The sequence below is a fragment of the Variovorax sp. SG517 genome, assembly GCF_013376045.1.
In the GTDB taxonomy this organism is placed as follows: domain Bacteria; phylum Pseudomonadota; class Gammaproteobacteria; order Burkholderiales; family Burkholderiaceae_C; genus Variovorax.
Genome location: NZ_JABMJG010000010.1, coordinates 288,679 through 305,885 on the forward strand (window position 1 = coordinate 288,679; position 17,207 = coordinate 305,885).

16 protein-coding genes are annotated in these 17,207 nt (G+C 69.9%); 7 read left to right on the plus strand and 9 right to left on the minus strand.

Annotated elements, in window-relative coordinates:
• Positions 1-2: 2 nt before the first annotated feature.
• On the plus strand, positions 3-926 hold the full coding sequence (gene lpxC / locus FHT32_RS28075) for a UDP-3-O-acyl-N-acetylglucosamine deacetylase (protein WP_176667834.1): 924 nt from the start codon (positions 3-5) through the stop codon (positions 924-926).
• Between the two features lie 15 nt (positions 927-941).
• Positions 942-1,118, plus strand: coding sequence for a hypothetical protein (locus FHT32_RS28080; RefSeq protein WP_019656766.1), 177 nt, complete (start codon positions 942-944; stop codon positions 1,116-1,118).
• Positions 1,119-1,154: 36 nt separating this feature from the next.
• Here FHT32_RS28080 and FHT32_RS28085 read toward each other — a convergent pair whose 3' ends face one another.
• On the minus strand, positions 1,155-2,108 hold the full coding sequence (locus FHT32_RS28085) for a LysR substrate-binding domain-containing protein (RefSeq protein ID WP_176667835.1): 954 nt from the start codon (positions 2,106-2,108) through the stop codon (positions 1,155-1,157).
• 117 nt (positions 2,109-2,225) lie between these two features.
• On the opposite strand from FHT32_RS28085, the gene glyA reads away from it, so the two are divergent.
• Positions 2,226-3,551, plus strand: a complete 1,326-nt coding sequence (gene glyA, locus FHT32_RS28090; protein ID WP_176667836.1) for a serine hydroxymethyltransferase — start codon at positions 2,226-2,228, stop codon at positions 3,549-3,551.
• A 13-nt stretch (positions 3,552-3,564) separates the two neighbouring features.
• On the opposite strand, the gene ruvC is transcribed toward glyA, so the two are convergent.
• Positions 3,565-4,113, minus strand: coding sequence for a crossover junction endodeoxyribonuclease RuvC (ruvC, locus tag FHT32_RS28095; protein WP_093196921.1), 549 nt, complete (start codon positions 4,111-4,113; stop codon positions 3,565-3,567).
• A gap of 147 nt (positions 4,114-4,260) precedes the next feature.
• Between ruvC and FHT32_RS28100 the strand changes: the two genes are divergently transcribed.
• On the plus strand, positions 4,261-6,339 hold the full coding sequence (locus FHT32_RS28100) for a tetratricopeptide repeat protein (RefSeq protein WP_176667837.1): 2,079 nt from the start codon (positions 4,261-4,263) through the stop codon (positions 6,337-6,339).
• A 234-nt stretch (positions 6,340-6,573) separates the two neighbouring features.
• Here FHT32_RS28100 and FHT32_RS28105 read toward each other — a convergent pair whose 3' ends face one another.
• Positions 6,574-7,563 (minus strand): phosphatidate cytidylyltransferase, encoded by a 990-nt coding sequence (locus tag FHT32_RS28105; protein WP_176667838.1) that lies wholly within the window; start codon positions 7,561-7,563, stop codon positions 6,574-6,576.
• Between the two features lie 10 nt (positions 7,564-7,573).
• On the minus strand, positions 7,574-8,461 hold the full coding sequence (locus FHT32_RS28110; protein ID WP_176667839.1) for a 1-acyl-sn-glycerol-3-phosphate acyltransferase: 888 nt from the start codon (positions 8,459-8,461) through the stop codon (positions 7,574-7,576).
• Positions 8,462-8,470: 9 nt separating this feature from the next.
• On the opposite strand from FHT32_RS28110, the gene FHT32_RS28115 reads away from it, so the two are divergent.
• The gene (locus FHT32_RS28115; protein ID WP_176667840.1) at positions 8,471-8,893 is read left to right on the plus strand and encodes a DUF2809 domain-containing protein; all 423 of its coding nucleotides are present in this window, start codon (positions 8,471-8,473) and stop codon (positions 8,891-8,893) included.
• Here the strand turns inward: FHT32_RS28115 and mtgA are convergent.
• The 5 genes from mtgA to FHT32_RS28140 all read right to left on the minus strand — a co-directional run bounded on the left by mtgA (position 8,859) and on the right by FHT32_RS28140 (position 14,196).
• Positions 8,859-9,602, minus strand: coding sequence for a monofunctional biosynthetic peptidoglycan transglycosylase (mtgA, locus tag FHT32_RS28120; protein ID WP_176667841.1), 744 nt, complete (start codon positions 9,600-9,602; stop codon positions 8,859-8,861). The two genes, FHT32_RS28115 and mtgA, sit on opposite strands and share 35 nt — an antisense overlap.
• Positions 9,599-10,450 (minus strand): shikimate dehydrogenase, encoded by an 852-nt coding sequence (aroE, locus tag FHT32_RS28125; protein ID WP_176667842.1) that lies wholly within the window; start codon positions 10,448-10,450, stop codon positions 9,599-9,601. Before aroE ends, mtgA begins: the two co-directional genes overlap by 4 nt.
• Positions 10,451-10,500: 50 nt before the next feature.
• Positions 10,501-11,355, minus strand: a complete 855-nt coding sequence (locus FHT32_RS28130) for an energy transducer TonB (RefSeq protein ID WP_176667843.1) — start codon at positions 11,353-11,355, stop codon at positions 10,501-10,503.
• A 55-nt stretch (positions 11,356-11,410) separates the two neighbouring features.
• Positions 11,411-13,477: a ribonuclease catalytic domain-containing protein gene (locus FHT32_RS28135; RefSeq protein WP_176667844.1), complete on the minus strand. Its 2,067-nt coding sequence runs from the start codon at positions 13,475-13,477 to the stop codon at positions 11,411-11,413.
• A 125-nt stretch (positions 13,478-13,602) separates the two neighbouring features.
• The gene (locus FHT32_RS28140) at positions 13,603-14,196 is read right to left on the minus strand and encodes a YqiA/YcfP family alpha/beta fold hydrolase (RefSeq protein WP_176667845.1); all 594 of its coding nucleotides are present in this window, start codon (positions 14,194-14,196) and stop codon (positions 13,603-13,605) included.
• Positions 14,197-14,595: 399 nt separating this feature from the next.
• On the opposite strand from FHT32_RS28140, the gene FHT32_RS28145 reads away from it, so the two are divergent.
• A complete protein-coding gene (locus tag FHT32_RS28145) occupies positions 14,596-15,330 on the plus strand; it encodes a response regulator transcription factor (RefSeq protein WP_176667846.1) in 735 nt (244 codons plus the stop codon).
• A 33-nt stretch (positions 15,331-15,363) separates the two neighbouring features.
• Complete coding sequence (locus tag FHT32_RS28150; protein ID WP_256099190.1) at positions 15,364-17,199, plus strand: histidine kinase; 1,836 nt, start codon at positions 15,364-15,366, stop codon at positions 17,197-17,199.
• The last annotated feature ends 8 nt before the right edge of the window (positions 17,200-17,207 follow it).

Genomic DNA, 17,207 nt, shown 5'->3' on the forward strand with positions numbered 1-17,207 from the left:
CCGTGCTGCAACAACGAACCCTCAAGTCCATCAGCCGCGCCGTGGGCGTGGGGCTCCACAGCGGCCAGCGCGTGGAGCTGACACTGCGGCCGGCGCCGGCCGATACGGGCATCGTGTTCCGCCGCGTCGACCTGCCCGAGCCGGTCGAGATCCGAATGACCGCCGAGTCGGTCACCGACACGCGCCTCGCCTCCACCGTCTCCACCGGCGGCGCCAAGGTGCAGACCGTCGAGCACATCATGTCCGCCTGCGCGGGCCTGGGCATCGACAACCTCTACATCGACATCACGGCTGACGAAGTGCCGATCCTCGACGGATCGGCTTCCTCTTTCGTGTTCCTGCTGCAGAGCGCGGGCATCGCGCTGCAGAAGGCGCCGCGCCGCTTCATCCGCGTGACCCGCAAGGTCGAGGTGCGCGAAGGCGAGGGCGCCAACGAGAAGTGGGCGAGCCTGGAGCCGTACCACGGCTACAAGCTGAGCTTCGAGATCGACTTCGACCACCGCGTCGTCAACTCCACCGGCCAGCGCGTGGAGTTCGACCTGGGCACCGACTCGTACAGCCGCGACATCGCCCGCGCGCGCACCTTCGGCTTCACGAAGGAAGTCGAGTACATGCGCAGCAAGGGCCTCGCGCTCGGCGGCGGGCTCGACAACGCCATCGTGATGGACGACACCAAGGTGCTGAACGAGGGCGGCCTGCGCTACGACGACGAGTTCGTGAAGCACAAGATCCTCGACGCGATGGGCGACCTCTACATCATCGGCAAGCCGCTGCTGGCCGCCTACAAGGCGTTCCGTTCGGGCCATGCGCTCAACAACAAGCTGCTGCGCGAACTGCTCTCGCACAGCGACGCCTACGAGGTCGTGACCTTCGAGGACGAGAAGCGCGCACCGCGCGGTTTCGGCGAAGTCGCGCGGGCCTGGTAAGGCCCCGCTCCTGACATGCTCCTGTTCCGCTGGGCCATCCTGCTGCTTCTGCTGGTGGCCGGCGTTTGCTTCGCGTTCTATGCGGGCACGGGGCAGGTCAAGTACCGCCGCATCGGCTGGATCGTGCTGAAGTGGACGCTGCTGGCTGCCTTCGGCTTCTTCGCGGTGCTGATTGCCGAGCGAGTCGCGTAGAACCGGCTTCCCGACGGCAGGCCGGCTGATCGCCTCTCACGCCAGCGCCTGCAGGGCCTGCACCTGCCGCGTGAGTAGCGGCCCCTTGCGATGTGCGGGCACCAGCAGCATCACCGTATCTCCCAGCGCTTTCGGCCTTCCCCAGGGTGCATGCAGCTTGCCTTGCGCCAGCAGCGGCGCGACAAGGTGCTCGCGCCCCATCAGCACACCTTCGCCATCCGCCGCGGCCTGGAGCGCCAGGCTGTAGAGCGAGAAGTCTGGCCCTGCGGCGAGCGCGTCTGCGTCGGCCGCCGTGGTGCCGGGCCGCACGGACTGCAGCCAGCGCTGCCAGTCGTCGCGCCAGACGGTGTCGTGCAGTCCGCCGCTGTGCTGCAGCAGGTCGGCGAGGTCTTCGAGAGTGCGCGGACGGCCGCTGGGCAGGGGCTCGCGAAGGCGCGGGCTGCACACGGGCAGCAGCCGGTCGCGCACCAGCGGGATCGCCTGCGCGCCCGCTGCGGTTTCGATGCGCTCGCCGGCGCGCGCATAGAACAGGCCCAAGTCGAAAGGTTCGCGGCGGAAGTTCGGCGGCTGTTCCAGCGCGGTCACCGACACCTGCACGCCGGGCAGTTCCGCCTTCAGCCGCGAGAGGCGAGGAGACAGCCACAGCTGCGCCACGGCCGGCAGCGCGGCCACCTGCAGCGTGCTGCGGCGTGCGGCGGTCTGGGTCTCGTGGCGCAGCGCCTGCACGGCGAGGCCGAGCTGGTCGACGGCTGCGCTGAGGGCCGGCAAGGCGCGACGCCCGTGCGCGCTGAGGCGAATGCCCTGGCTGTGGCGCTGGAAGAGTGCGCCGCCGGCCCAGGTTTCCAGCGCCTTGATCTGCTGCGCGATGGCGGCCGGCGTGACGAACAGCTCCTCGGCCGCGCGCGCGAAGCTGCCATGGCGTGCGGCTGCCTCGAAGGCGCGCACGGCGGTGTGCGGCGGCAGGCGGGGACGCGGCGGTGCGAGCGGCATGGAGCGGGTCCTTCAGGCCAAGTTTTTCTATGGCTCGGGGCCAGATTATCCGGTTTGCCCCATCGGCGGGGTCAGGCGACGATGCGGCCATCCACCACTTCCTGTGAGATCCGCCGCATGCCTGCCGCCGCCCTGCACCGCCGCCCCTGGGTTCCCGCCGCCAGCGAGGACCACGTGCTTTCCATCGCCGCCGATGCCGCCGCGCGAGATGCCGCGGGCGTCGCCGCCGAGATCGAGCGGCTGGTGGCCGACAACCATCGCATCCACGACGTGGACGGACTGAACCTCAACCCCGCCACCAACGTGATGAACCCGGCGGCCGAGGCGCTGCTGTCGCGCGGGCTGGGCTCGCGTCCGTCACTCGGCTATCCGGGCGACAAGTACGAGATGGGGCTGGAGGCCATCGAGCGCATCGAGGTGGTTGCCGCCGAACTGGCGGCCGAGGTGTTCGGTTCGAAGTTCGCCGAGGTGCGCGTGAGCTCGGGCGCGCTGTCGAACCTCTACGTGTTCATGGCGACCTGCCGGCCCGGCGACACCATCGTCGTGCCGCCGCCCAGCATCGGCGGACACGTCACGCACCATGCGGCGGGTGCGGCGGGCCTCTACGGCCTGAAGCCGATCTCCGCGCCGGTGGATGCCGACGGCTACACGGTCGACGTGAGCGCGCTCGCGAAGCTGGTGCGCGAGGCGAAGCCGAAGCTCATCACCATCGGCGGCAGCCTGAACCTGTTTCCGCACCCGGTGCCCGAGATTCGCGAGATCGCCGACAGCGTCGGTGCGAAGCTGTTGTTCGACGCGGCGCATCTCTCGGGCATGGTGGCCGGAAAGGCGTGGCCGCAGCCGCTGGAGCAGGGCGCGCACGCGATCACCATGAGCACCTACAAGAGCCTGGGCGGGCCGGCGGGCGGGCTGATCGTGTCGAACGACGCGGCGCTGATGAAGCGCATCGACGCCATCGCCTACCCCGGCCTCACGGCCAACTCGGACGCGGGCCGCACGGCCGCGCTGGCCCGCGGGCTGCTCGACTGGAAGGTGCACGGCGTCGCCTACGCGGCGGCGATGCGCGAGACGGCGCAGGCGCTCGCGCGCGCGCTCGATGCGCTGGGCCTGCCGGTGTTCGCGAAGGCGCGCGGCTTCACGCAGTCGCACCAGTTCGCGATCGAGGCCGCGCGCTGGGGCGGCGGCCAGCACGCGGCGAAGAAGCTCGCGCAGGGCGGCCTGCTGGCCTGCGGCATTGGCCTGCCGATCGCGTCCGTGGAAGGCGACATCAACGGCCTGCGCCTGGGCGTGCCCGAGATCGTGCGGCTGGGCTTCACGCCCGAAGACATGCCGCAGCTGGCCGGCTGGATCGCGCGTGCACTCGAAGGCGATGCCGCATCGGTGGCCGCCGAGGTGCGCGAGCGCCGCAAGCGCCTGGGCGAACTGCGCTACATCGTGCGCTGACGGCCGCTTCGCCTCAGCGTGAACGCCCCTGCCGGTAGGTGCCGGCATGGGTCTTCGACAGCTCCGCCGCCTCGGCCAGCCGCGCCATCGAGCGCCCCACCTGCGCGTGCGTGATGGCGATGCCCAGCGCATCCGCCGCGTCGGCGCCCGGCAGGCCGGGCAGGTCGAGCAGGCGCCGCACCATCTCCTGCACCTGCGCCTTGGCCGCCTGGCCGTGGCCGGCCACCGCCTTCTTCATCTGCAGCGCCGTGTACTCGGCCACCGAGAGGTTGTTGCTGACCAGTGCGGTCACGCATGCGCCGCGCGCCTGCCCCAGCAACAGCGTGGACTGCGGGTTCACGTTGACGAAGATGATTTCCACCGCCGACGCATCGGGCTGGTAGCGCGCGGTGATTTCCGCGATGCCGTCGAACAGCACCTTCAGGCGGGCCGGCAGGTTGCCGGTGCCCAGGTGGCGCGTGCTGATGGTGCCGCTGGCCACGTAGCGCAGCCCGTGGCCGTCCGCATCGACCACGCCGAAGCCCGTGGTCTGCAAGCCGGGGTCGATGCCGAGAATGCGCATGAAAGGAAGCGTAAAGGCCTAAGCCTGGGAAAAGATTGTCAAAGAGTTGCGAAGAGAGGGCCGAAAGCCGGCTGATCGTGGGCAGAATGCGCCCCGGTCCGTACCGTCCGCCCAGCCCCGCGCGGGGCGCCATTCAAGGAAGCGAATGTGAATGTAGTCGAGTCCTCCGCGCAGCAGCAACTGGACGAGGTGCAAGCCTTGATCGCACGCCTGCAGATGCACCCCGCCGAGCGCGCGGCCGCCAGCTTCAGGCGCGTCGAACTGCTCGACGACATGGGACGCCGCCAGGAGGCGCTGGCCGCATGCGCGCGCATGCTCGACGAGTTCGCTTCGAAGCCCGATGCCGGCGTCGTCGTGCCATGCTGCCAGGCCTTGCGCCTGCTGGCGCACATGCTGCGCCAGATGCATCGCCCCGCCGACGCGCTCGCCACGCTCGACCGCCTGATCGCGGCGCACGGCCAGCGCGCCGAACCCGAGATCCGCGAGCACATCGCGCATGCGCTCTACCAGCGCACCTGGTGGATCGACGAGCCCGCCGCGCGCTGCGAAGCCTGCGACGCCATGAGCGAGCTGCTCGAGAGCCAGCCGGATGCGGCCCTGGACACCTGGCGCGTGGAGGCCCGGCTGCTCAAGGCCGAGATCGAGCACCACCGCGGCCTGCCGCAGGACGCGCTGGCCACGCTGGAGGCCGTCATCGAGCGTTTCGACGGCAGCACCGACCCCGGCGTGGTGCTGCGCGTCGCGCGTGCGCGCCTGGCTTCGGTGCTCAACCTGCGCGAGCTGGCGCAGCATGCGCAGGCGCAGGTGATGTGCCTCGCGGTGGCCGACCAGATCGAAGCCGACCTTGCCCATGCGGCGCCGGAGTTGCGCATCGAGGGCGTGCGGGCGCTGACGCTGTTCTTCGACGGCTTCGGCATCGACGAGCATGCGAACCGCGCCGAGCTGGTGGGCTGGCTGCTCGACCGCTACGGCCACGACGCCTCGCCGCAGGTGCGGCGCATGGCCGTGCGGCGCGCCTACGACTGGTCGGTGGGCCTGCGCGAATCGGACGACGGCGAGGCCGCGCTGGCCGCCTGCGATCGGCTGCTCGCCACCTTCGGCGCGGACACCGACGCCGTGGTGCATCGCACCGTCGCGAGCGCGCTGCTCAACAAGGGCTTCGTGCTGCTCGAGCGGCTCGGCCGCGCCGAGGAGGCGCTGCAGGTCTACCAGCAGCTCGCGAGGCAGCTGCAGGGCGCGTCCGAGTCCGAGCTGCAGGACGCGCTCGCCAAGGCCACCGCCGGCCGGCAGGCCTGCCTGAAGCGGCTGCGCAAGGCCGATGCCGAAGGCAACCTGCCGGAGCTTCCGACAGAGTTGCGCGACGAGGTGCGCGACAAGGTCAGGCAAGGGCGCAGGCACGGCGACGCGGGCGAGTCGCGCGAGGCCATCGCGCTGTTCGACGAGGTGCTGGCCGCGCATGCCGCCTCGCCGCATCCGGAGTTGCGCCGCCAGTGCGCGCGGGCACTGGTCCACAAGGCCTTCTGCCTGGTCGCGCTGGAGCGTTTCGACGAAGTCGTCGCGGCCGCCGAGGCGATGGACGCGCGCTACGGCGCCGACCCCTCGACCGAGATGCAGGAGACGGTCGCGCTGTGCATGCAGTACAAGAGCACCGCGCTCGACCGCCTCGGCCGGCACGACGACGAGATGCGCGTGCACGACGAGATCGTCGCGCGCTGGGGCAATTCCGAACTGCCCGACCTGCGCGGACGCGTGGTCGGCGCGCTGTTCCGCAAGGGCGCCACGCTGCGCCAGACCGGTCGGCTCGAGGCGGCGGTGGCCTGCTACGACGAGGCCATCGCACGCACCACCGGCGCGAGGGAAGGCACGTTGCAGCTCTGGGCCGCGAAGTCGCTGATCAACAAGGCCAAGGCGCAGGACAAGCTCGGCGACCCGGCCGGCCAGATCAAGACCTATCGCGCGCTCATCGCACGCTTCGGCGATTCGGGCGATGCCGCGCTGCGCGAGCGCGTCGTCAACGCCTGCGAATGGCTCGCCGAGGCCGAAGGCCGGCAGGGGCGCGTGGAGGCGCAGCGCGCAGCGCTCGAGGCCGCGCTGGGCCGCTTCGGCACCGCGCTCTCGGCCGAGCAGCGCGCTCGCCTCGCGCGCGAACTGCAGGCGCTGAAGGCCAGGGCCATCGGACGCAAGGCGAAGGAAGTCTTCGGCCGCGTGGTGCGCCGCAGGGCCTGAACCCGCCACCCAACCCGATCAGCCCCAGGCGTTCTTCCAGGAATACCGTGGAACCGGCTTTGCCGGGCCACCGGTATTGCCCCCTGCAAGGGGGTGGCGAAGCGACACGAAGTGCGCAAGCCTGGGGGTTTGCCCAGCCCCCCGTGGAACCGGCTTTGCCGGGCCACCGGTATTGCCCCCTGCAAGGGGGCGGCGAAGCGACACGAAGTGCGCAAGCCTGGGGGTTTGCCCAGCTCAGACGTTGAAGTACCAGCGGATGGAGTGAAAGAAGATGGGCGCGGCGAAGCACAGCGCATCGACGCGGTCCAGCAGGCCGTTGGCCCCGGTCACGCCCACGCCCTTCTTGCCCCAGTTCGGAATGCCCCGGTCGCGCTTGAGCGCCTTCATCACCAGGTGCCCCATCGACCCCGAGATGCACGCGATGACCGATACCGCGAGCGCCTGTCCGAACTTGAACGGCGTGATGAACGAGAACAGCGCGCCCACCAGGCTCGCCACCGCGATGCCGATGGCCCAGCTGGTCCAGTTGAAGCTGCGGCTCACGTTGGGCGCGAAAGGCTCGCGCTGCATGCGCCGCGAGATCAGGTGCTGCACCAGCACCGAGGTCTGCACCACGAACACCAGGAAGAACACGAGGAACGCGCTCTTGCCCTCGTAGCCCGGAAAGCTCAGCAGCAGCAGCGCCGGCACGTGGCTCATGCCGTAGACGCAGACCATGATGCCCCACTGCAGCTTGGCGTTGCGCTCCAGGAACTGGCTCGGGTCGTTGGCCAGCGCGCTCGTCACCGGGATCGCGAGGAACACGTACACCGGGATGAACACGGTGAACAGGTCGAAGCGCGCGGTGGCCACCAGCCAGAACTGGATCGGCAGCACCACGAAGAAGGCCAGGATCAGGCTGCGGTGGTCGCCGCGCCGCGTGGGCGAGAGCGTGATGAACTCCCGCAGCGCGAAGAAGGAGATGAGCGCGAACAGCACCGTGGCCACCGTCTCGCCGAGCGCCCAGCCGATCCAGAAGACCAGCACCATGAACCAGGTGGTGCCCAGCAGGGCGCGGAAGTGCGCCAGCTCGGCCTGCCAGGCGGCGTCGTGCACGGGGTTGCGCTTTTCCCTGAAGCTCAGGAAGAAGGCGGTGGCACTCACGATCGCGAGCACGCCGAAGATGATGAGAAAGAGCGCCGCGACCTGCTGGGTCGGGCTGAGGCTGCGCAGGAACTGGTTCATGTCGTCGGCGTCAGACGTCGCGCAGGGCGATCACGGCGGCGCGCGCCCGGTCGAGGAAGGGGCGGCGCTCCTCGCCTTCCTCCACGCGTATCGGCGCGCCGAAGGTAACGGAGCAGAGGATGGGCACCGGCACGATCTCGCCCTTGGGCATGACGCGCTGCACGTTGTCGATCCATGCGGGCACCAGGACCACGTCGGGGAACATCGTGGCCAGCGTGTAGAGGCCCGACTTGAACTTCTGCGGCTCGCCGGTGTGGCCGCGCGTGCCTTCGGGAAAGATGATGATCGAGTCGCCGCTGCGCAGGGCTTCGACCAGCGGGGCGAGCGGATCGATGGCGGGAGCGGTTGCGACGGGAGGGGCTTCGGGCTCCGCCGGTGGTGGCGGCTCGGGCGGTGGCGCAGGAGGTGGAGCAGGGGGCTCCGGCAGGTCGAGCTGGCCTTGTGCGCCGGACGCGACGGTTTCCAGGGGAGCCTCGGGCGGGGTCAACGGCAGCAGCGGCTCCATCGAGGGCTCGATGCGCTCGGCCGGTGGGGGAACCGGTGCACGTGCGACGGGCGGCGGTGGCGGCGCTTCGGCCATCACCGGTGCTGTCGGTGCGCTTGCCGCCGCAGCGGGCGTCGCCTGCCGCTCGACGTACACCGCGTTGAACACCTCCGTCGTGATCCAGCGCTTGACCGGCGTATTGGCCCAGTAGTCGCGCGCCGCGATGGGCCTCGTGATGCTGCGCAATTCTTCCGGCAGCGCCGCCCAGATCATCACCAGGTCGGCATGGCTCTGGTGATTGGCGAAGTAGATGCGCTGTTCGGCCTTGGGCGGACAGCCGTACCAGCGCGCCTGCGCGCCCGTGAGCAAGCGGACGATCCCAAGAAGCAGCCAACCCGTGAGCTTTGCCAGCATATGGGCGCGATGATACGGGCCATGCGATGGCGTTTCGATCCTCTTTCCCTGGCATGGGCGGTGGCCCTGTTTCTCGTTCTGCTGCTGCTGGCCACCGTCGGCGCGCGCTGGGGCTGGCTGCGCAGCTTCTTCGGCGACGTGCTGGCCGTGGTGTGGGTGTACTTCGTGTTCAAGACCGCGATCGGCGCGCGCGTGCTGCCGTTGGCGCTGGCCGCGCTGGGCGTGGGCCTTGCCGTCGAACTCGGGCAGTACCTGGCGGCGACGTGGCACCTGCACATTTCCAACCGGGCCCTGCGCATCGTGCTCGGCAGCACGGCCGACTGGTGGGACGTGCTGGCCTACACCATCGGCTTCGCCGCCGTGCTGGCCATCGAGGGCCTGCGCGGCGCGGCCGTCTTCAGGGCAGCTCGGCCGCGGGCATCCGCGCCATGACCGTCGAGGCGCGCCCGCTCAGGTAGGGCGAGCCGGTCCGGCGCTCGAAGAACTTGGGGCTGGGCAGCATCACCGCCAGCCGTGCCGCCTCTCCAGTGCCCAGGCGCGAGGCCGGCTTGCGGAAGTAGTACTGCGAGGCTGCCTGCGCGCCGAACACGCCTTCGCCCCACTCCACATTGTTGAGGTAGATCTCCAGGATGCGCCGCTTGTCGAGCAGCACTTCCAGCAGCGTCGCCAGCACCAGCTCCTGCCCCTTGCGCAGCATGGTGCGCTCGCCCGACAGCAGCAGGTTCTTGGCGAGCTGCTGCGTGATGGTCGAGCCGCCGCGCAACTGCACCGGCCGCACCGGCTTGCCGCGCGCGGCGGCGCGTGCGGCCCGCTTGGCGGCCAGTTCCTCGGCCCTGGCGTTGCGCTGGCGCGCGCGCTCGATGGCCTCCCACTCCACGCCGTTGTGGTCGACGAAGCCCGAGTCCTCGCTCGCGATGACCGCGCGCTTGAGCGTGTCGCTGATCTGCGAGTAGGGCACCCATTCCTGGCGCCAGCCGCCGCCGCTTCCCTGGTGGATGGCGATCTGGTAGGCCTCGGAGCGCTGGAACGCGGTGCTCTGCGGATCGATCACAGCCATCGCCGCGATGCGTGCCACGAAGAAGAGCTGCAGTGCCAGGCCCGCCACCGCGATGCAGGCGATCAGGCGCAGCGCGGCTTTCATTTCAGTTCGGCACGGATCTCGGCGAGCACCTGCGCCGAAGGAGGACGCACGCCGCGCCAGATCTCGAAGGACTCGGCCGCCTGCTCGACCAGCATGCCGAGCCCGTCGCGCGCCACCGCGCCGTGCGCCTGCGCCCAGGCCATGAAGCCGGCGGCGGCGGGGCCGTACATCATGTCGACCGCGAGCCCGCCTTCGCGCAGCACGCTGGCCTTCACGGGCACCGCGTCGCCCGCGAGGCTGGAGGCGGTGGCATTGACCACCACGTCGAAGGCGCCCGGCACCTCGTCGAGCGCCCAGGCCTCGAGCGAGGCGCCGTGGCGCAGCGCGACGGCCGCGTGGCGGCGCACCAGCTCCACGGCCTTGTCCACGGTGCGGTTGGCGACCACGACGCGCGAGGCGCCTGCGTCGAGCAGCGGTCCCAGCACGCCGGCCGCGGCGCCGCCCGCGCCGATCAGCAGCAGCGCCTTGCCCTCAAGCGGCACGCCCGCGTTGCGCACGATGTCGTTGACCAGGCCGATGCCGTCGGTGTTGTCCGCGTGGATGCCGCCGTCGGCGTCGAAGCGCAATGTGTTCACCGCCTGCGCGAGCAGGGCGCGCTCGCTGGTGTGCTGCGCCAGTGCCGCGGCCTCGAACTTGAAGGGCACCGTGATGTTGCAGCCGCGCGCGACGTCGCCGCGCTCGGCGGCCTCGCCGCGGAAGGCCGCGATGCCTTCGGCGAACGCGCCGAGCGGAATCAGCCGCCGGCCGTATTCCATCTGCTGCCGGCCGCAAAGCTCGGCGAAGCGCGCGTGGATGCGGGGCGAGCGGCTGTGCTCGACGGGGTTGCCCATGACGCAGTACAGGTCCATGGTGTCTGCCTCCTGTCTTTCGTTCTTGTCGTGTTCTGGCGGTCTTCCGGCTACTGCGATGAGAGTTCGACCGAGCCGTCGTGCGCGAAGCGGAAGTGCGGCCGTATCACGATCTGGTCGGCGTGCTCCTTGCGCATCGCGTCGGTGAAGGTGCCGAAGTTGCCCACGCTCGCGACGATGGCCTGCGCGCGCTTGTCCAGCACGGCCTGGCCCGAGCTTTCGTCGATCACGGTCGAGAGCAGCTTGCCGTCGAAGTTGACGGTGATGGTCATCGTGAGTTCGCCGTAGAGCTTCTTGCCGGCCAGCGTCGGGAAGTTGGCCGTGCCCTGCGCCTCTACCCGGCGGCGCAGCGAGTCGACGTAGGTGGCGAAGGCGGCCTCGCGCGTGAAGGGGCTCAGGTAGCGCTTCTTGGGGCGCGCGTTCTCCTCGTTCACGCGGCGCTCGATCTCGGCCAGCAGGTTGATCATCTGGCGGCGCTTGTCTTCCTGTGCCTTGGCCTCGGCCGGGTCGCCGGGGTTGCGCGGGTCGGGCGCGGGCATCGCGGCCAGGTCGCGCTTGAGCTGCGTGAGCATCTGCATCTGCTCGGCCTGCATGGCGTCGACCTTGCGCTGCGCGTCCTCGAAGGAATCGCCCACGGTGGTGAAGCTCGACGGCGGCAGCGGGCTGGTCGCGCGGCCCTTGTCGAGGTCGCCGCCGCCCGCGAGCGAGGTCTGCGCGCGCAGCCGGGCGGCGGGGTCGGGCCTGTCGTTGGTCTTGCTGTTGACCAGGATGACTTCGAGCGGCGTGTCGCTGAAGACCTTGTTGAACGACTCGGGGTCGACGAAGCGCACCGCGAGCAGCGCGGCATGCACGACGACCGACACGCCCAGAGCGATCTGCAGCGTGCTGAGGTCCTTGAAGTTCATTCTCGAAACTCCTCCAGGAGCCGCATCATTTCTCCGGACGACGATCCGCCGGGTTTCATGCTGGCGTGTTTTCTTCTGGCGCGGCCTCGCTGTCGTTCAGGTCGACGGCAATGGCGATCGGGCCCGCAACCACTTCTTCTTCCTCTTCGTCGCTTTCCTGGCCGGCGGCCGCGTCGGCCTTCGGCGAGTCGAGCCGTTCGAGCACGGTGCCGCTCACGTCGAGGGCGATCTCGTCGATCTCGCCGAGCTTCACGCGCAGGCGCGCGCCGCGCTCCTGCTGCCCGGCCACGGGGAACACCAGCGGCAGCGTGTCTGCACGCACCAGGGCACCGTTGGGCATGTCCTTGATGACGGTGGCTTCCAGCTCGGTGATGCCCTGCTGCTGCAGGTACTTCAGCGTCCAGAAGCGCTCCATGCCGCCCTGGTAGGCGTTGTACGCGGCATAGGCGGCGTCGAAGCCCGAGAGGATGGAGAACAGGTCGGCGTCCTTCGGCTTGAAGGGCGCGGCCAGCGCGGCGGTCTTTCCGTGGCGCGCGGCGGCGATGATCTGCCACTGGTTCACCAGGTCGGTATAGCGGCGCAGCGGCGAGGTGCTCCAGGCGTAGCTCTTCACGCCCAGGCCCGCGTGCGGCAGCGCGCGCGTGCCCATCCGCACCTTGATGCCGGGCGCGAGGCTGGCCTGGCTGCGGTAGAGCCCCGGCACGCCGAGCTCGCCGAGCCAGCCGCCCCAGCTGCTGTTGGCCAGGATCATGGCCTCGGACACGATCAGGTCGAGCGGCGCGCCGCGCTGGCGCGTGCTGATCTGCACCTGCTCGTTCCCGGTGGGCTCGGCGCCGTCGTTGCCGACGAGGCGGAAGTTGTAGTCCGGCCGGTTGAAGCTCTCGGGCTTGCCGCGCACCACCTCGCGCTGCGCCTTCAGCTGCCTGGCGAGGCGGAACAGGAACGACAGGGGCGCACGCATGCGGGCCGCGGCCTCGGGCGTGCTGTCGGCGTTGAAGGTGGCGTCTTCCAGCCACTGCTGCGTGACGACGGTGTCGAGCTGGTCGTGGCGCAGGTTGGCCACGATGGGCACGCGCTCGAGCTTCGTCTCGGTGCCCTGCAGCTCCAGCGTGGCCTCGTCGAAGCGCGCGTAGAGCGACACGGCCGGGCGGTCGCCGCCTTCGAGCAGCGTGTAGGTGTCGACCACCTCGTCGGGCAGCATCGTGATCTTGTAGCCCGGCATGTAGACCGTGGACATGCGCGCACGCGCCACGTTATCGATCGGGCTGCCCGGCGTCAGCGCGAGCGCCGGCGCGGCGATGTGGATGCCGACCGTCACGGTGCCGGTGCCCAGGCCCTGCACCGAGAGCGCATCGTCGATCTCGGTGGTCTGCGAATCGTCGATGGAGAAGGCCTGCACGCCCTCGGCCAGCGGAAGGTCGTCGGCGATGGCGGGCGCCGCGAGCGCCGGGAAGCCGGTGCCCTTGGGGAAGTTCTCGAACAGGAAGCGCCGCCAGTGGAACTGGTAGGGCGAATCGATGGCGCCGGCGCGCTCCAGCAGGTCGAGCGGCGGGCGCTGCGTGGTGCGCGCGGCCTCGACGACGGCCTTGTACTCGGGGGCGTTCTTGTCGGGGCGGAAAAGAATCTTGTAGAGCTGTTCGCGCACGGGCGCCGGGCACACGCCCTCGGCCAGCTGCACGGCCCATTCGGCGATCTGCGCCTGGATGGCCTTTTTCTTCTCGATGGCGGCGAGCGCCTGCTGCACGATCTCGGCCGGGGCCTTCTTGAAACGGCCCTTGCCGGCGCGGCGGAAGTAGTGCGGCGCCTCGAACAGCGCGAACAGGGCGGCGGCCTGCTGGGCAAGCGAGGGCTTCTCGCTGAAATATTCTGCGGCCAGCTCGGCGAAGCTGAATTCGCCCTCGGGCGCGAATTCCCAGGCGAGGTCGAGGTCCATGCCGGCGGCGAGCGCGCGCGCCTCGGCGATCAGGTCGGCGGGCGACGGCTTCTCGAAACGCAGGACGATGTTGGCGCCCTTGACCTTGACGCGCTTGCCGGTGTCGAGCTCGACCTGCGCCGATGCTTCGGCCTCCGACAGCACGCGGCCGCCGAGGTACTTGCCGGCTTCTTCAAACAATACAAACATCCGTCAATTGTCCCACGCGGAGTCAGGCTCACCCCCAGGCTTGCCCACTTCGTGTGGCCTCCTTCCCCCTTCCGGGGGCGACACCTGCAGCCCGGCGAAGCCGGTTCCGCGGTGTCCCTGGAAATTCAAACGGGGTTGATGAAGGCCATCACGTCGTCGAGGTGGGCCTTTTCGAAGTCCGACAGCGCGTGGTCGCCGCCCTCGAGCAGCTTGATGTTGCTGTCGGGGTAGCGCGCGGACATCTCGTGCCAGTCGAGCGCCTCGTCGCCCTTGGCGATGATGGCGAACACGCGCTCGGGCCGGGTGAGCGGGCCGACTTCCATCGCGCGCAGTTCGTGGATGTATTCGGGGCGGAAGTAGAAATGCTCCGCCGGGTCGTGCCAGAGGGTCTGGTCGCCGATGTAGCGCATGAGGTCGCGCGCGGGATGTACCGCCGGGTTGAGCAGTACCGCGCGGCAGCGCGTCATGCCGGCCACGTAGGTGGCGTAGTAGCCGCCGAGCGACGAGCCCACCACCGCCATCGACTTGCGCGGCCAGTGGGCGATGCCCTTCATCACCATGTCGATGGCGTCGTGCGGCGACGGCGGCAGCTGGGGGCACCACCACTGCAGGTTCGGATGGCGCCGCGCGACGCGGTCCGCGACGACCCGGGCCTTGGTCGAGCGAGGCGAGGAGCGGAAACCGTGCAGGTAGAGCAGGTGGGTGGTTTGCGGATCCATGCGAGGAAAAGACGGGAGGTGCGGCAACCGCACCTCGCTTGCCGGGAACGGGTAATTCTGCATGAGGTCTGTTCTCGCGAGGCCGCCTCCGACATACAAAAAACCCCGCGGGGCGGGTTCTTCGGTAAAGCCCCGGCCTGCAGGGGCCCCGGCTCGAGCCGGCATCCCGCCTGTCCCGTTCCAGTGCAGGCCGCACATCTGGAATTCGAAAGTATTCAGGTTTCGTTCGCGCGCCAGGCGAACCGCCTACGTTCCGGTTACTTCGTCCGCGCGGGGCAGGGGACAAGGTGCCCGGAAAAAAGCGGCCAGAGTTTCCGACAGGCCCCTTGCCGGGCGTATCCCATGAACGGGGGATGAGCATATGGATTCCTCGTACGCGCCGAGGCTTATGCTCGGAGCATGAACATCGAGGCTCAGGACGACGCGACGCTACGCCGCTGGGGCGTGCTCGTCGTCGAAGACGACAGCCGCGCGCGCGCCTTTTTCGAGGCGAGCGTGCAGCGCAGCCCGCGCCTTTTCTGGCTCGGCAGCGCGGGCACCGTGCAGGAAGCGCTGGGCTGGCTGTCCCGCACCACCACCATCCCGGACGTGCTGCTCGTCGACCTGGGCATGCCCGACGGCACCGGCCTCGACGTGATCCGCGACGCGGTATCGCGCTTTCCAGGCTGCGAGCCGCTGGTCGTGTCGGTCTTCGGCGACGAGGAAAACGTTCTCGCCAGCATCGAGGCCGGCGCCGTGGGCTACATCCACAAGGACGCCGCGCCCGAGGACATCGCGCAGACCATCGTCGAGATGAAGGCAGGCGCCTCGCCCATCTCTCCCATGATCGCGCGGCGCGTGCTCGCCAAGTACCGCAGCCTGCAGACCGCGGCGCCCACCGGCGCGGCGCCAGGCTCGGCGCCCGAGGCCGCCGCCGAGGAGGCTGACCGCGGCCTGCTCTCGGCGCGCGAGCACGAGGTGCTGACGCTGATCGCGCGCGGCTTTTCCTATGCCGAGATCGCCCGGCTCAAGGGCCTGAGCGTTCACACGGTGCAGACCCACATCAAGAATCTCTACGGGAAGCTCGCAGTGCATTCCAAGAGCGAGGCGGTCTTCGAGGCGACGCGTCTCGGCCTGCTGTCTCATCCGGGCTGAGCGCAGATGCGGCGGAACCGGGTGTCGCTGGTGATGTCTTGGCTGGCGATGCTCCTGATGGGCATTGCCGGCGTTTGCGGCCTGTTCGGCGTTTCCGGTGCGATCGCCGCCGAGGCGCCGATCGAGCTGCGCCAGGGCACGGTGACCACCACGGTCGACGGCGTCACGCGCACGGAGCCGGTCGAGCTTTCCTATCACTGGGACCGGCAGTTCAACGGGCGCCCCGGCACCGCCAGCTTCGACCTGCCGTTCACGCTGGAGGCCGAGCCCGAGACGCCGTGGGGCATCTTCATCCCGCGCGTGGGCAACGTCTTCGAGGTGCAGCTCAACGACGCGCTGCTGCAGACCTACGGCGACATGAAGCGCGGCAACGACGCCGACTACGCCAAGGCACCCATCTACGTGCCCGTGCCCGGCAAGCTGCTGCGCAAGGGCGACAACCTGCTGCAGATCCGCCTGCACGCCGACACCGCCCGTCTCGCGGGGCTGTCGCAGGTGGTGATCGGGCCGGCCGCGACGGTGCGCAACGAGCTCTTCGAGGGCGCCAACGCATGGCGCTTCACCGGCTCGGTGCTGCTGATGGCCTTCAGCCTGATCGTGGGCGGCATCGCGCTTGCGCTTTGGCTCACGCAGCTCGACGTCGACGCCAGCGGCGTGCCGCGGCGCGTGGGCATCTATCTCTGGGCCGCGCTGGCGGAATTCTTCTGGGCGATGCGCATGGCCGACGGGCTGGTCGCCGAGCCGCCGCTGTCCTGGGGGCCGTGGGGCGTGCTGATGGCGGCCGCCTATGCCGGCTGGGCGGCGGCCTCCATGATGTTCGTCTACCACCTCGCGGGCTGGGCGAACGAGCCGCGCCACCGCTGGGTGCGCTGGCCGGTGGCCGGCGTGGTGGTGGGAACGGTGCTGTTCAGCGCGCTGTCGCTGCAGCGGGACGAGCCTGCGTGGTTCACCGCCTGGCTCGCGGTGGAGCTGGTGTTCGTCGCGGCCTTCGTCGGCGCCTTCGCCTTCGCCTCCCTGCGCCACCCGAACGACGACCGCCTGCTGATGGCCGGCGCGGCCCTGGTCACGGTGGCCTTCGCCGCGCGCGACTGGCTGGTGGTCCGCCTGAGCGACGCCTACGGCGAAACCACCTGGGTGCGCTATTCGTCGCTGTTCTTCGGCGCGGTGCTGCTCCTGATCGTGCTGCGGCGCTTCCGCGCGGCGGCCCTGCAGGCGCGGGGCTCGGTTGCCGCGCTGGCCGAGCGGGTGGCGCAGCGCGAGCGCGAACTGGCGGCCACCTATGCCGAGCTCGAGGCCGCGGCGCAGGTGCAGGCGCGCACCCACGAGCGCGAGCGCATCCTGCGCGAGATGCACGACGGCGTGGGCTCGCACATCAGCTCGGCGATCCGCCAGCTGCAGTCGGGCCAGAGCAGCTCGGGCGACCTGCTGCGCACCCTGCGCGATTCGCTCGACCAGCTCAAGCTGCAGATCGATTCCATCCACCTGCCGCCGGGCGACGTGGGCGCGCTGCTTGCCGCGGCGCGCTACCGGCTGGAGCCCCGGCTGGCGTCCTCGGGCATCGAGTTCGAATGGGCGGTGGACGAGGTGGAGCCGGTGGCAGGGCTGGACGCGCACGGCATGCGGCAGCTGCAGTTCCTGCTGTTCGAATCGATCTCCAACGTGCTGCGGCACGCCGAGGCCACCGTGCTGCGCTTCGAGGCCGGCATGAAGGGCAAGACGGTGCAGCTGCGGGTGATCGACAACGGCAAGGGCTTCGACACCGCCAAGCACATGCCGCGCTCGCTGGCGGAGCGCTCCGGAGCCATCGGCGCGCGCCTGACGGTCGAAAGCCGACCGGGGCGCACGGTCGTTCAGCTCGAATTCGATTGAGGGGCCGG